The sequence below is a fragment of the Brevibacterium gallinarum genome, assembly GCF_014836885.1.
Taxonomy (GTDB): Bacteria; Actinomycetota; Actinomycetes; order Actinomycetales; family Brevibacteriaceae; genus Brevibacterium; species Brevibacterium gallinarum.
Window position 1 is genome coordinate 264,707 of sequence record NZ_JACSPY010000002.1, and the last position, 13,917, is coordinate 278,623.

Sequence of the window (13,917 nt, forward strand, 5' to 3'; positions counted from 1 at the left end):
CCGTCACCTGGCAGGGTGCCGTGTTCTGATCGCTCAGCCGGTGGCTGACTGCTCAGCCGCCGACTCGGCGGTTGGGGTGGTGCTGAAGCTCAGCAGGTACAGCTCAGCGCAGCGGGCGTCCGTCAGCGTCGGGACCCGGGCCATCAACCCCGCGTCCGTCCACGCCGCGGCCGTCGACCCCGCGTCCGGCAGCATCGCGGCCCTCAGCGCCGTCGATGTCGATCTGCTCCTTGCGGACCTCACCGCCGACGGTCTCCTTGTCTTCGACGACGCGCTTGCCGACGTTGACCTTCTCCGTGGCCACGGTCTCCTTGTCGACGACCGGGCGCTCCTCGCGCAGCGTCACGGTCTCTTCGACATCACCGCGATCGGCGTCGATGCCGCCGCCCCTGCGGGCCTCAGGCGAGTTCGGGTCGATCGACTCGCGCTCGACGACGAGCTCCTCGCGCTGCACCGGAACCTCAACCTGCTGCTTCTCGGTGACAACGTGCTTGCGCAGACGCGCCCGGCCGGTCTCGACCTGCTCCTTGCCGACGTTGAGGCGCTCCTCGTGGGCGACGACCTGCTGCTGGTCACCAGCAGCGGCGCGATCGTGGTCGCGCACACCGTCACGGTCGTGGTCACGCAGGCCGTCACGGTCGCGGTCGTGCGTGTCGTGACGGTCGCGGTCGAGCAGTCCGTCACGGTCGCGATCACGGTCATGGCCGGCTGCACCGGCGACGCCACCGGCAGCGCCGGCTGCACCGGCATCACGGACGCCGTCGCGGTCGCGGTCGTGCGTGCCGTGGCGGTCGTGGTCGCGCACACCGTCCCGGTCACGGTCACGGCCGGTGCCGGAATCGAGGCTGTAGTAGCGGAAGATCTCTTCCTCTTCCTCCGGCGTCAGGCTGCCGTCAGCGGCGATGTTCGGAGCGTCCTTGACGAAGGACTTCTCGAACGGGGCGACGAGGTTGTCGCCGTCACGCGAGACGCTCTGGTAGGGAACGAAAGTCTCGTTCATGCCGAAGAGACCGGTGTTGACGGTCAGGAATGCTGGTTCATTGGTCTGGTCATCGAGGTAGACCTCCCCGATGCTGCCGATCTTGCTTCCGGTCTGATCGTAGAGGTCGGATCCGCGAAGCTGGTCGATGTCGATGTTTTCCATGCTGAACTCCTGTGGTGTGACGTTTCACCGTCGAGGAACCTTTCCCCAACGGGTGGTGCCTATCAGCACTGTCGTGCTGTATCCGGAGTGACATCGGATGAGTTCACGCTAACACCTCACCCACTATGACAACAGTCCTTGTTTCTTAGCGCTTCCTCAGACTTTCCAGCCGGCAGGTCTCCCTGCGGCGGGGCACCAGGCGGTGTGCACCGAATTCGGTGAGAATGGAACGGTGATTGACAAGCACACCAGCACCGATCGGCTGCACTCTTCGGACGACCCGCTCATCCGCGAGGCCGCTGACTTCGTCCAACCGCACGGGCGCCGGCTGCCGGGATGGAAGCTGCTCGGCTGGATCGGCCAGCGGCTCAGCCGCTGGTTCGGCCCCTACACCGCGCTGATCCTCTTCACCAGCATCGGCCTGGGCATCATGCTCGGCTGCGTGGCCATCGCCGAGGAGATCTACGAAAGCCTCGACAACCCGCGCGACGGCATCACGGCCCTCGACCGGCCGATCCTGCACTGGATGCAGGAGCTGCGCACACCGGCACTCAACCGCGCAGTCACCGTCTTCACCAACCTCGGCGACATCGTCGGGATGACCGTCATCGCGCTCATCATCACCGGCATCCTCACGATCGTCTACCGGCGCCGCACACCGCTGCTGCTCATGCTCATCACCGCCCTCGGCTCGGTCGCGTTCACGGTGCTCGGCAAGAACCTCATCGGCCGCCCGCGCCCAGCACATGCCGATGCGGTCCCGCCGTACGAAGGCGGGTTCTCCTTCCCCAGCGGCCACTCGCTCAACTCCCTGGCGCTGTACGGCATGATCGCCTACCTGGTGCTCATCCTCATCCGCCAGTGGTGGCTGAAGATCCTCATCGTCCTCGGCTGCCTGACCTTCGCCGCCTGCATGGGACTCAGCCGCATCTACCTCGGTCAGCACTGGACGACCGATGTGCTCACCGCCTGGCTCGTCGCCATCGCCTGGATCATCGTCGTCATCACCGGCCACCGCATCTTCCTCGCCGTCGCAGCCGCCCGCAGCCGCCGGCAGCCTGGTGCCGACGGCCATGCCGCTGGCTGAGATTCGGGTGCTCACCTCTCGCCGCTGCCGAAGCGGTGTCTACGCGGCATGAGACGCTGGGGATATGCAATCCTCCCTCCAGCAGACATCCCCACCCGTTGTGCGCACCGCCGATCACCGGTCGCGATCCCACACACTGCTCGTTGCCGCTCTGGCAGCCGCCGGAGTGGTCTTCTCTGCGATGTCGCTCATCGAGGCCATCTCCCGCAGCGGCCTGCCGGAGGCGGCCGCGCTCATCAGCAGCCTCATCTTCGATCTGCTGCCCTCGCTCATGGCAGCGGGCGCAGTGGCGCTGCTGTCCCGCCGCGCCGTGTGGGAGTGGATCGCAGCAGCTGTCATCACCGTCTACGCCGTCATCTGGACAGCCATGCTCGTGTTGGAGAGCCCGCTCTGGTCAGGAGGCTTCACCTTGGCTGGCCTGGGCAACTATGTCTATCCGCTCGTCTTCGGTCTGCCCCCGCTGCTCATCGCCATCGCGCTCTGGGTGCTGGGCCTCGCGATCCGGGCGTTCCTCTCCGGCCGGCGCACCAACCGCGCCGCGCAGCCTGCACCCAGTGACGGTGACGATGATGAGCCCGAAGAGGCCGCTGGTTCCACCAGCAGCGAGGCCGCCAGCGCAGACGGCCCCCGTGATGACGACCCGGCTGGTGCTGACAGTGCTGAGTCCGTGCGGCTGCTCGGCACGAGCATGCTCATCGGCGCGCTCGCCTACAGCGTGGTGTGCGCAGGTGCACTGCTGGCCGCTGACATGACGGAGACGAAGACGGTGATGATGTGTCTGTTCGCCATCGCTCTGCCGGGGATCCTCGCGGCCATCCTGCTGTGGACGCTCAAGCCGGCGACTGCCCAGCCGGGCCTGGCGGCGCTGCTGTCGATGCTGGTGTTCGCTGTTCCGGGTGTCGTCGCCGGCAGGCTGTTCGATGTCTCGGAGTTCATGCTGCCGTTGAGCCTGGCGGCGTGTGCTCTCGGGCTTGTGACGTGGTGGGTGCTCTCCGCGGTGCTGCGGGTGCCGCGTCCGGCGCCGCTGCAGTCGCCGCCTCGGGCACGGCAGGCGAGTCCGGCGCAGCCGCGTCCGGCGCGGTAGCAGCCACCGCCTCGGGCCCGGTTCAGTAGTAGACGGCCAGCGGCCCGCGCGGGCCGTCGATGACGTCGACGGGGGTGTCGAAGACATCGGAGAGCACCTCGGGACGCATGATCTCGGCCGGGGTGCCGAAGTAGCAGACCTGCCCGTCCTTGACCGCGCAGATCCGCTTGGCGTAGTGGGCGGCGAAGTTGATGTCATGCAGCACGATGACAACGGTGCGGCCGAGCTCCTCGGCGGCGCGTTCGAGGTGCTGCATCATCTGCACCGAATGGCGCATGTCGAGGTTGTTCAGCGGCTCATCGAGGAGCACATAGTCGGTGTCCTGCGCCAGCACCATCGCGACGTAGGCGCGCTGCCGCTGCCCGCCGGAGAGCTCATCGAGGTACCGGCCCTCCAGCGGCCCAAGGCCCAAGAAGTCGATCGAGCGGGTGATGACCGCATCATCGGCGCCCGTCAGCCGGCCCTGCGAGTACGGGAACCGGCCGAAGCCCACAAGCTGGCGGACGGTGAGCCGGGTGACGAAGTGGTTCTCCTGCCGCAGGATCGACACGATCTTCGCCAGATCCTTCGACTTCGTCGTCGCGACGTCGTAGCCGGCGATCTCGATCGCACCCTCGTCCATGCCCATGAGCCGGCCGATCATCGTCAGCAGCGTCGATTTGCCGGCCCCGTTGGGCCCGACGAGGGCGGTGACGCCGCCGGCGGGAATCTGCAGGTCGACCGGGCCGATCGAAACCTCGGTCGAGTAGCTCTTGCGCACAGCGGAGAGGGTGATCACAGGCGGCCCTTTCGCAGGATGTAGAGCAGGAAGAACGAACCGCCGACGACCTCGATGATGATGCCCACGGCACCCTCGGCGTAAAACAGGTGCTTGAGGGAGAAGTAGGCGCCGGCGAGCACGGCGATGCCGGTGAGCCAGGCGAGCGGGAAGACGTAGCGGTGGTCGTGAGTGTCGGCGAGCTGGTAGGCCAGCATCGCGACGAGGAACCCGAAGAACGTCATCGGCCCGATGAGGGCGGTCGAGATCGCCATGAGCACGGAGACGAGCAGCAGCACGATGATGTTGTAGGCCCGCTGGTTGAGCCCGAGGTTGACGGCCGCGTCATGGCCGAGGGCGAGCACGTTGAGCTTGGGCGCCAGCAGCCAGAGTGCGCCACCGGCGACGGCGACGATGGGGACTGCGATCCACAGGTGGCTGGCCTCGGCGTTGGAGATCGAGCCGATGAGCCGGGCGGTGAGCAGATCGAACTCACCAGGGGTCATGAGCCGCTGCATGAACGTCGACAGCGAGCCGAGCCCAGCACCCAGGATGATGCCGATGAGCAGCATGATCTGCATGTTCGCGTACCGGCCCGAGAGCAGCCAGCCGTAGAGGAACGCGGCGAAGACGACCATGGTCCCGACGGTGGTGAGGAACATGCTCGTCGACCCGGCGGCGACGATGCCGGCTGCGCCGAAGAAGAACACCATCGAGGTGTGGATGAGCGTGTACAGCGACTCGAAGCCCATGATCGAGGGCGTGATGATCCGGTTGTGGGTCACCGTCTGGAAGGCCACGGTCGCCATCGCCTGGCAGAAGGCCACGATGACGATGACGGCGATGTTCGTCGCGCGCAGGTTGGCGATGAGCCAGAACCCCTCCGAGCCGACCGGCATCGGATTGTCCCAGGCCAGCAGTGCGAAGCAGGCGGCCAGCGCGAAGGCGCCCATCCCGGTCAGGATCGCGAAGTAGCGCACCCGCGCGGCCCGCGTCGGCAGGGCGCCCTGGTGGCGGGCGTCGCGCGCCGGTGCCGGCGTGTGGGTGCGTGCGGTGGTGGCCTGTGCTGCCGCGCCCGAGGCGGTGGTGAGGGTCTCGTCTGCCGTGCCCGAGGCGGTGGTGGCCTGTGCGGTGCCGGCGGTGGGGGTGGCGCCGCTGACGTCGGGCAGGGTGGACGGGCCGAGCTGGCCGGCCCGGCGGGCCAGCGATGCCGGGTCGGTGTAGGTCGCTTCGTACAGGTCAGCCATTCCGGCGCCTCCGCAGCAGCAGGGTGATGAAGACCGCTGCGCCGACGACAGCGAGGATGAGCGAGACGGGGATCTCGAAGGGGGCGACGATCGTGCGGCCGATGATGTCGCAGATGGTGACGATCGCAATGCCGAGCAGGCACACCCACGGCAGGTTCGAGCGCAGGTCGTCGCCGCGGAACAGGGAGACGATGTTGGGCACGATGAGGCCGATGAACGGCAGGTTGCCGACGACGACGGTGACGATGCCGGTGGCGATCGCGATGAGCCCGGTGCCCAGCAGCAGCACCTGGTTGTAGTTCAGGCCGACGTTCGTGGCGATCTCCTGGCCGAGCCCGGCGACGGTGAACCGGTCGGCGACGATGAACACGGCGATGACGACGATGAGCACGAACCACAGCGGCTCGTACTGGCCGCGCAGCACCGCGGTGAAGGAGCCGGCGAACCAGATGCCGACGGTCTGCAGCAGGTCGTTCTGCAGAGCCAGGAAGGTCGAGATCGCGCCGACGACGGCACCGAACATGAGCCCGATGATCGGCACGATGAGCGAGGACTTCAGCGTCACCCGGCGCAGGAAGGCGAAGAAGATGAGGGTGCCGATGAACGCGGTGATGATCGCCACGCTCATGGTGACGATGAGCGGGGCGCCGGGGAAGGCGATGAAGGCCAGCAGCAGGCCCAGGCCGGCCCATTCGGTGGTGCCGGTCGTCGTCGGCTCGACGAACCGGTTCTGCGTCAGCAGCTGCATGACGAGACCGCACATCGCCATCGCCGCCCCGGCGAGCACCAGGGCGATGGTGCGCGGCACGCGGGTGATGGCGAACATCTCCGAGCCGTCCTCGGCGCCGAAGATGTCGTAGACGCCGATGAACAGCGAGGAGGCGACGAGCGCTGCGGTGACGAGCACGCCGATGAGCAGCGGCCACGTGAACAGGCGCGACTTCGCAGCCGTGCCGGCGACTGCCTCGGGCGCGGTCACCGCAGGCGCCCCGGCGGATCCAGGTGCCCCGGCGGACGTGCCGTCGGATCCGGGTGCGCCGGTGGATCCGTGTGCGCCGGCAGCGGCACCGGACGCCGGTGCGGTTGCCTGGTGGCGTTCGTGGATGCTCATCGTCTCAATCGGTTGGGATCAGGTGGACCGCCGGGGGGGGGGGGGGGGGGCCCCCCCCCCCCCCCCCGGCGCGGTGTCACTTGGACTTCTCCATCGCGTCGGCGAGGTCGTTGAAGAAGGTGGTGTACGTCTGGATGCCTTCGGCGCGGTAGGTGTCCTTGGGCATGTAGACGATGTTGCTGTTCTTCACGGCGTTGACGTTCTTGAGCGCCTGCGACTCCTCGATGATGCTCTGGGCGGGCTTGGCATCGTCCTCGACTGCGGAATCGCGGTCCATCACGAGCAGCCAGTCCGGATTCGAGTCGGCGATCGCCTCCACGGAGATATCGTCACCGGTGTGGTCATCCGATGCGCCCTCCGGGGTGTCGATCGACGGGGTCAGGCCGAGGATGTCAAACACCGGGCCGAGCGTGCGGCCGACCTTCGGAGCGGAGTAGTTGATATCGCCGCCGGAGGTGATGACGCCCATGACCTTCTCATCGGAGTTGTAGGCCTTCTTCACCCGCTCGATCGAGGCATCGAAGTCCTCGTTGAGCTTCTTGGCCTCCTCCTGCTTGCCGAACACCTCGCCGAGCACCTCCGTCTGGCGCTTGAGCTCAGCATCGAAGGGCTGGTCATCGCGCGGATCGAGGTTGAGGATCGTGGCATCCGGGGCCAGCTTGGCGAGGTCCTCCTCGTACTGGGAGAAGCGCTGACCGTTGATGATGAGATCCGGCTGGGCTTCGACGACGGCTTCGAGGTTGGGCTCGCGGTGGTTGCCGAGGTCGATGACATCCTCGTTCTGGGTGTAGGAGACGCTCTCGGGCATAAGGGCCACGGCGCCGGCCTTGAGCTCCACGCCCCAGTCATCAAGAGTCTGGAAGGTGCGGTTGTCGGTGGCGACGACGCTCGTGGGCGGCGTCGCGATCTCGTGGGTGCCGTTGTTGTCTTCGACGGTCACGGTCGCGGAGTTCTCAGGGGTTTCCTCCGCCGAGGTGCCGGTGCCTGAACCGCAGGCGCTGAGGGTGAGTGCGACGGCTGAGAGAGCAGCGACGGCGCTCAGGCGGCGATGCTTGATCCGCATCAGGTGGGGCTCCTTTCAAGTGCGCGCAGCCGGTGGACTGCACCGGTGACGCGCGGGGACGTAGTGGCGTGGCTCGGGCAGACGGGACCTCCCAACTGCTTAGGCGAACCACACTAAGGCTACGCTCACCCATTTACGAAACGGAAACGTGTCCAAAGTTCGTTAGGCTAATGTTACCTAACTGCCTTCGCAGTGCACACCCCCGGGGGTCGGTTTGTGACGCGACACATATCTGCGCGCTGATTCCACGCAGCACGAACCCCCCGGCCGAGGCGGGCTCGACCGGGGGGGTTACTATCTGGCCTCAAGCGAGAGCCGGTGCATCCCATAGCGGTAGACAGCGGCCGATGTCCTGCTCCGTCGCTGTTCGGTAAAGATCCGTCGCCCAGGCCACGTCTTCGACGGGCATTCCGCCAGCCGAATACAGGATGATCTCGTCATCATACTGCCGGCCGGGAGCACGGCCAGTGGCGATGTCAGCTATCTCCTCAATGCGTTCTCCGGGGAGTTGGCCGTAGCGCATGAGGTCGTGCCAATGTGTTCCGGGTATACCGAGATCCTCGTAGGCCTGCTCGCCGTATTCCTCGGCCCATGCGTCATACAGGCGCCAGGAGTCAACACACAGACGTGCTCTGCCAGACACAAGAAACTCGTCATCGAAACGGGCTGCTGCTGGCAGCAGAAGAAGCGACCCCGGTTTGATCCATTCTTCGCGCACATACGGAAATCCAGCTGAACCAGCGCCATCTGTCGTGACGGTGACCGTCATGATGTCTGAGGCTTCACAAACCTCCTGCACCGAAGATGCAGGAATGACTTCGGAGATCTGTGGGAACCGATCGCGTACGTAATCGGAGTATCGGAGCACATCGTCATCATCTTTTCCTTTCGCGACGATGCGAGTGACAGACGGCCGAAGAGTCAGGACCGCCTCAGTCACCGCGCGCCCAATGACTCCAGGTCCGACGATCCCGAATGTCTGAGCGTCTTCGCGAGCCAGATGTTTGACAGCTACACCAGGCACTGCGCCGGTGCGGTAGGCCGAGAGGAGGTTGCCGGACATGATCGCCAGAGGTGCTCCCGTCTCAGTGTCGTTGAGGACGAATACGTGCACCGAGCGGGGAAGACCGCGATTCCGGTTTTCTATGTTGGATCCGTACCATTTGACTCCGGTGGTGCCGAAGCGTCCGCCCAGATAAGCGGGCATAGCCATGAAGCGTCGGTCGGGGCCGTCGGCTGGCATGCCGCTGAACTGGGGGTCGTCAGGGAACCCGATCATGGCGCCGTGGGACATGGCCGTCGAGCCGGCCATGCGGAAATCGCCCTCACGCAGAAGCACCAAGGCTTCTTCCATCACGTCAACACAACGGGCCATGTCCTTTACACCGGCGCGAATCATCTCTTCTTCACAGAGGTATCGGAAGTCAATCGCTGGGTCGATCATCTTGCAGCCTTTCGCGTTTCTGATTCATCGGTGTTCTGGCAGGATCCGTATCCGCCCCCGCCTGCAGTTCGGATGGACACTCCCTCTCCTGCTGAGAGATCAAATGCCGTCATCGCGGGTTGAGCTAGGTCCTCACCGCCGCGACACACATTCACCTGGGCGCTGGTGCCGGCTTCGCCACCGTGCAGTCCCCACGGCTGTGTTGTGGCACGGGATGTGCCGACGACCACGGATGCCGTTCCGCGGGACACGGTGATGTGTCGTTCAATTCCGTCTCCGCCTCGGTATCGCCCCTGGCCGCCGGTGCCGCGTGCAATGCGGTAGGCCTCAACTCGGAGGGGGTATTCGCGTTCAATCACTTCGCACGGAGTGTTGCGTGTGTTCGTCATATGGGTGTGAACTGCGTTCGCACCGTCTTGATCTGGGTGAGCCCCCTGGCCTCCTCCGTACGTCTCGACGTAGGAGTAGTAGCGGCCGGTGGCCGGGTCGACCCCGCCAACCGTGAGGATGGACATGCTTCCCGATGAAGCGGCCGGAACGAGCTCTTCGGTGAACTCCTCAAATGCTCCTAGCAGCGCGTCGACAAGCCTCTGCGAGGTCTGAGTATTGCCATGAGCTACCGGTGCGGGGAACTCCGCATGGACCAGACTTCCCGGTCTTGTCAGAAGCGTGATTGGAGCGGTGAGTCCTGCATTTGACGGCAGCGTCGGGTCCGCCAGCATTTTCACTACGTAAGCGGCGGCTGCCTGCGCAACCGCAAAGGAGCAGTTGACCGCGCCACGAGCCTGATCTGAAGTGTCCCGAAGGTCAATTGTGACCTCGTCGCCGCTCACAGTGACCGTGGCTGAAATGCGGAGCTCGGCTGGACCAATCCCATCGTGCTCGAGGATGTCGGTGAACTCGCCGGTGCCATCGGGCAGGGCGCTGATGGCTGCGCGTGTCCGACGCTCTCCGTACTCGACCAGTGCTCGACACGATCGTTCAAAGCCGTCAGTGCCCCATTCCTCGACAAGTTCGAGGAGACGGCGTTCGCCAAGCCGGTTTGCCGCGACTTGAGCCATGAGGTCGCCTCGGGTCTTGTCTGCTGTACGGAGATTCGTCACCACTACGTCAAGCAGTTCTCGCTGGAGTTCTCCGCGTTGGAAGAGCCGTACCGGAGGTAGGCGAATGCCTTCTTGAAAGATCTCGGTCGAGTGAGTCGCCATGGACCCAGGCGTCATGCCGCCGACATCTACGTGGTGTGCCATCGTAGCCACGAGAGCGATCTGCTCGTCGCCGGCAAAGACTGGACTGATGATGCAGACATCCGGCAGATGGGCACCGCCGAGATATGGGTTGTTCGTCATGAGAACGTCGCCGGGCTCCAGCTTCTCTGAGCCAAACTGTTTGATTGCTGCTGCGATCAGTGTCGGCATCAACCCGAGGTGAAGAGGGATGTGCTCGGCCTGGGAAATCAGCTGCCCGTCTGGTGCGTAGATTCCGGCAGAACAGTCTCGCCTGTCCTTGATGTTCGGTGAGTAGGCAGTCCGGATGAGTGCTGTTCCTACTTCTTCGGAGACGGAAGTCAGCCGGTTTCTCACGATTTCCAGTTCAACAGCGTTGAGGTCCTTGGTGGTCATTTCTGCTCCTTCTCGGTCAGATGGAGGAAGCCGGTATCGTCGCATCGGCACTGTTGCTCGGGGCGGACGTAAGTAGTGGTGTCGAACTGGTTGATCACAGCGGGGCCGGGAATGACGGTTCCTGCGCCGAAAGCAGAGCGGTCGTAGATCGGCGTCTTGACCCATTCGCCATCGACGTAGACGTCGCGATGTCCGTCGGGTTCAATGTGGTCCGACGCTGGCCCAGGGGAAGCAAAGGGCCGATCCTCTTGCGGGGCGATCGCGCTGAGCCTTGCCACAGCTATTTCCATTGCGGCATCTGGATCTCGGAACCCGTACCGCTCTTCGTGGGCGGAATCGAAGAGTTCGCGCTGCTCGTCCCAGTCCTTCTTCCATTCGATTGTCAGCTCGGTGCTCTGACCGATGTACCGGGCGTCGACGAAGAGATGGTGCTCCATGCCATCGACTTCAGCGTCGGCACGTGCCTGCTCGGCCATCTTCTCAAAGTCGCGTTTGAGCCCTTCCAGTCCATCAGCGTCTTCGGCCCGTACAGGCGTCGCGTAGTCTCGTCGGACCGGTGCATCGAGCATTCCGACGGCAGATGCGATACCTGGCAGAGGCGGAATCACAGCCGAAGCCATGCCGAGCTCATGCGACAGATCCGCGCCGTGGAGCGGCCCCGCGCCTCCGAAAGCCATGAGGTGACATGCACGCACGTCTACGCCGCGTTCGACGGATACCGCGCGAATGCCGCGGGCCATGGTGACCGTGATGACCTTGACGATGCCTTCAGCGCAGTCTTCTGCGCTCATCCCGAGCTTGTCGCCGAACTCGACCATTCGCTTGTGTGCGGCGGCGTAGTCCAATTCGAAGCGTCCTCCGAGTAACTCGCTTCCGAGTCGGCCGAGGACCAAGTGGGCGTCGGTGACGGTGAGGTCCACGCCCCCCTTGCCGTAGGAGATCGGACCGGGGTCCGCTCCTGCGCTGTGCGGCCCGACCCTCAGGCTTCCTCCGGAGTCGGTCCATGCGATTGAACCGCCGCCGGCACCAATCGTGTGGACGTCAACGCTAGGAAGGCGCATGGGTAGGGAGTCGATTTCTCCCGCCATAGTCTCGTCCGGTTGGCCGTCGCGAATCAATGCGATATCGGTGCTTGTGCCGCCGATGTCGAAACTGACGACGTGCTTGAGGTTCAGACTCTTCGCCCAGTTGGCCGCGCCTACGACGCCTCCGGCTAATCCCGAGAGGACGGTGCGGGCAGAATGCGTGCTTGCAGAATCAGGGTCTAGGAGCCCTCCGTTGGACTGCATGACCCAAAGCGGAGATGCGACATCGAGGTCCTTAACTCCGGTGACGAGACGATCCATGTATGCAGACACACCTGGACGAACGTAGGAGTTGATCGCTGCGGTCGAAGTCCGGTCGTACTCGCGCATTTCTGAGGTGACGTCGGTTGCTGCGGAGATCAACGGGGCGGCATCGAGATCTCGCAGAACTCGCACCGCTAGATCTTCATGCTGAGTATCGACGTACGCGTTGAGGAATGAAACCACTAGAGCGTCGAGTTTGAGCTCGCGGATCTGACTGGCAACCGTCCGGACTGCATCCTCGGTGAGCTCTGTGATGATCTCACCGTCGGGCCCCATGCGCTCGTCAACTTCGACGATCAGCTCGTCGGGGATCAAAGGCGCTGTTCGTGTCGCTCGGCCGTCGTAAATGCTGGGCCGAGCCTGGTGGGCAATAGCCAAAATGTCGCGAAAACCCGTATTCGTCAGTAACCCTACGCGGGCGCCAGTGCGGGTCAGGACCGTGTTCGTCGCAACAGTGGTGCCGTGGATGAGACGGCTGAGCTCCGCTGGAGACGAATTCTGCCGGTCGAGCCCTTCAGTCAGGCCTTTCAGGACAGCTTCGTCTGGGGCTGACGGAGTGGACGGTACTTTCCATACCCGGAGGACCCCGTCCGAATCTCGGATGCCGATGTCTGTGAAGGTTCCACCGGTATCAACTGCTGCTTGCGGTCCCGGACGCTGGATTTGGTCAGTCATCTGAGGTCTCCTTTCCGATTGCTTCAACGAGCTGAGCGTTCTTTGTTTCTGGAAGGAGTGAGAGCGCGATTATTCCGGTAATAGCGCCGGCGATGGCGATCGTCATAATGGCGTACCCCCATCCAATCGATGCGGCGAGGCTTCCAACAGTGAGCGGGCCGAACGCTGCAAGCCCGCGGCCGATGTTGTAGGAGAACCCCTGCCCGGTGCCGCGGACGGAAGTGGGAAACAGCTCTGCGAGGTAAGCTCCAGTTCCACCTGCCTGGCCGGACGCGAAGAAGCCGAGAAGCACGATGATTAGCACCGCAATCTCGGGGCGGGCCGCTGAAGTCAGCACGAACAGAGAGACGCTGCCGGCAGATCCGACGAAGAAGAACAGGAAGGTGGGACGTCGGCCGAAGCGGTCGAGCAGAAATCCTGAAGATACGTAACCAACGAACGATCCGAGGATGGCGGCCCAGGTGTAACCCGCTGTTCCGACGAAGCTGAGCCCGCGCTCTTCTTGCAGGTATGTCGGAAGGAAGATGAAAACGGAGTAGTAGATGCCCTGGACGCCGATGCCGAGCACTGTGGCGACAATCGTTCGGAACCGCAGCTCGGGCGTGAAGAGACTCCCAACGGTTGCCTTCGGTGCCTCGACCTTCTTCTCGCCAGTTACGACAGCGGCATCCTTGGTGGTGCGGCGGATAATGAAGGCCAAGACTGCCGGCAGGATGCCAACGAGGAACAGATAGCGCCAGGCGACCTCTGCGGGGAATACGGAGTAGAGGATCAGGTAGGCCAGCGTCGACAGCGCCCATCCCATGGCGTAAGTGCTCTGTACAAAGGCTAAGACTCGGCCGCGTCGGTCTGGGCGTGCATACTCAGCTACCAACGCAGCGCCGACGGCCCATTCGCCGCCGAAGAACAGGCCCTCCAAGGTTCTCCACAGCAGGAACTGGAGGCCGTCCTGTGACGTGGCAGTGAGTGCGGTGAAGACGGAGTAACCGAGAATGACGATGGCCAACATGTTGACGCGGCCGAACCGATCGGCGAGATTTCCGAAGATGATCCCGCCTACGGCTGAAGCGACGATGCTGACTGCCGTGATGATGCCGGTGTCGGTGCTGCTCATGCCCAACACGGGCATGGCTGCTGTGAGTGCGAAGCCGTACATGGTCCAGGTGAATCCATCTAGACCCCACCCAATGCCTGACGCGGCAACGGCCCGTCGTCGGTGCCTTCGAATCTGCTCGTTCTCACCGTGGGGATCCGTCCCGGATGCACCGGAGCGTGGGTCCTCGCTTTGTCTGTTCATGAGCGTCTCACCCGCTTACATTGTCGAAGTGACTGTGTAT

The 13,917-nt window shown here is 64.2% G+C and carries 11 protein-coding genes; 2 read left to right on the top strand and 9 right to left on the bottom strand.

Going from position 1 to position 13,917, the window contains the following annotated elements:
- Positions 1-103 precede the first annotated feature (103 nt).
- Complete coding sequence (locus tag H9634_RS03455) at positions 104-1,144, bottom strand: PRC and DUF2382 domain-containing protein (protein WP_191725380.1); 1,041 nt, start codon at positions 1,142-1,144, stop codon at positions 104-106.
- Between the two features lie 232 nt (positions 1,145-1,376).
- Here H9634_RS03455 and H9634_RS14850 point away from each other — a divergent pair, with 232 nt between their 5' ends.
- On the top strand, positions 1,377-2,231 hold the full coding sequence (locus H9634_RS14850) for a phosphatase PAP2 family protein (protein WP_191725381.1): 855 nt from the start codon (positions 1,377-1,379) through the stop codon (positions 2,229-2,231).
- A gap of 64 nt (positions 2,232-2,295) precedes the next feature.
- Positions 2,296-3,315: a hypothetical protein gene (locus H9634_RS03465; RefSeq protein ID WP_191725382.1), complete on the top strand. Its 1,020-nt coding sequence runs from the start codon at positions 2,296-2,298 to the stop codon at positions 3,313-3,315.
- 22 nt (positions 3,316-3,337) lie between these two features.
- On the opposite strand, the gene H9634_RS03470 is transcribed toward H9634_RS03465, so the two are convergent.
- The 8 genes from H9634_RS03470 to H9634_RS03505 all read right to left on the bottom strand — a co-directional run bounded on the left by H9634_RS03470 (position 3,338) and on the right by H9634_RS03505 (position 13,877).
- Positions 3,338-4,093, bottom strand: coding sequence for an iron ABC transporter ATP-binding protein (locus tag H9634_RS03470; RefSeq protein ID WP_191725383.1), 756 nt, complete (start codon positions 4,091-4,093; stop codon positions 3,338-3,340).
- Positions 4,090-5,319, bottom strand: coding sequence for an iron chelate uptake ABC transporter family permease subunit (locus H9634_RS03475; protein ID WP_225210533.1), 1,230 nt, complete (start codon positions 5,317-5,319; stop codon positions 4,090-4,092). Before H9634_RS03475 ends, H9634_RS03470 begins: the two co-directional genes overlap by 4 nt.
- Positions 5,312-6,430, bottom strand: a complete 1,119-nt coding sequence (locus H9634_RS03480; protein ID WP_175293682.1) for an ABC transporter permease — start codon at positions 6,428-6,430, stop codon at positions 5,312-5,314. Before H9634_RS03480 ends, H9634_RS03475 begins: the two co-directional genes overlap by 8 nt.
- A 76-nt stretch (positions 6,431-6,506) precedes the next feature.
- Positions 6,507-7,493: a siderophore ABC transporter substrate-binding protein gene (locus H9634_RS03485; RefSeq protein WP_191725384.1), complete on the bottom strand. Its 987-nt coding sequence runs from the start codon at positions 7,491-7,493 to the stop codon at positions 6,507-6,509.
- A gap of 304 nt (positions 7,494-7,797) precedes the next feature.
- Positions 7,798-8,937 (bottom strand): tyramine oxidase subunit B, encoded by a 1,140-nt coding sequence (locus H9634_RS03490; protein ID WP_191725385.1) that lies wholly within the window; start codon positions 8,935-8,937, stop codon positions 7,798-7,800.
- Positions 8,934-10,556 (bottom strand): hydantoinase B/oxoprolinase family protein, encoded by a 1,623-nt coding sequence (locus H9634_RS03495; RefSeq protein ID WP_191725386.1) that lies wholly within the window; start codon positions 10,554-10,556, stop codon positions 8,934-8,936. Before H9634_RS03495 ends, H9634_RS03490 begins: the two co-directional genes overlap by 4 nt.
- The gene (locus H9634_RS03500) at positions 10,553-12,580 is read right to left on the bottom strand and encodes a hydantoinase/oxoprolinase family protein (protein WP_191725387.1); all 2,028 of its coding nucleotides are present in this window, start codon (positions 12,578-12,580) and stop codon (positions 10,553-10,555) included. The genes H9634_RS03495 and H9634_RS03500 overlap by 4 nt, the downstream gene beginning before the upstream one ends.
- The gene (locus tag H9634_RS03505) at positions 12,573-13,877 is read right to left on the bottom strand and encodes an MFS transporter (protein WP_191725388.1); all 1,305 of its coding nucleotides are present in this window, start codon (positions 13,875-13,877) and stop codon (positions 12,573-12,575) included. Before H9634_RS03505 ends, H9634_RS03500 begins: the two co-directional genes overlap by 8 nt.
- Positions 13,878-13,917 lie beyond the last annotated feature (40 nt).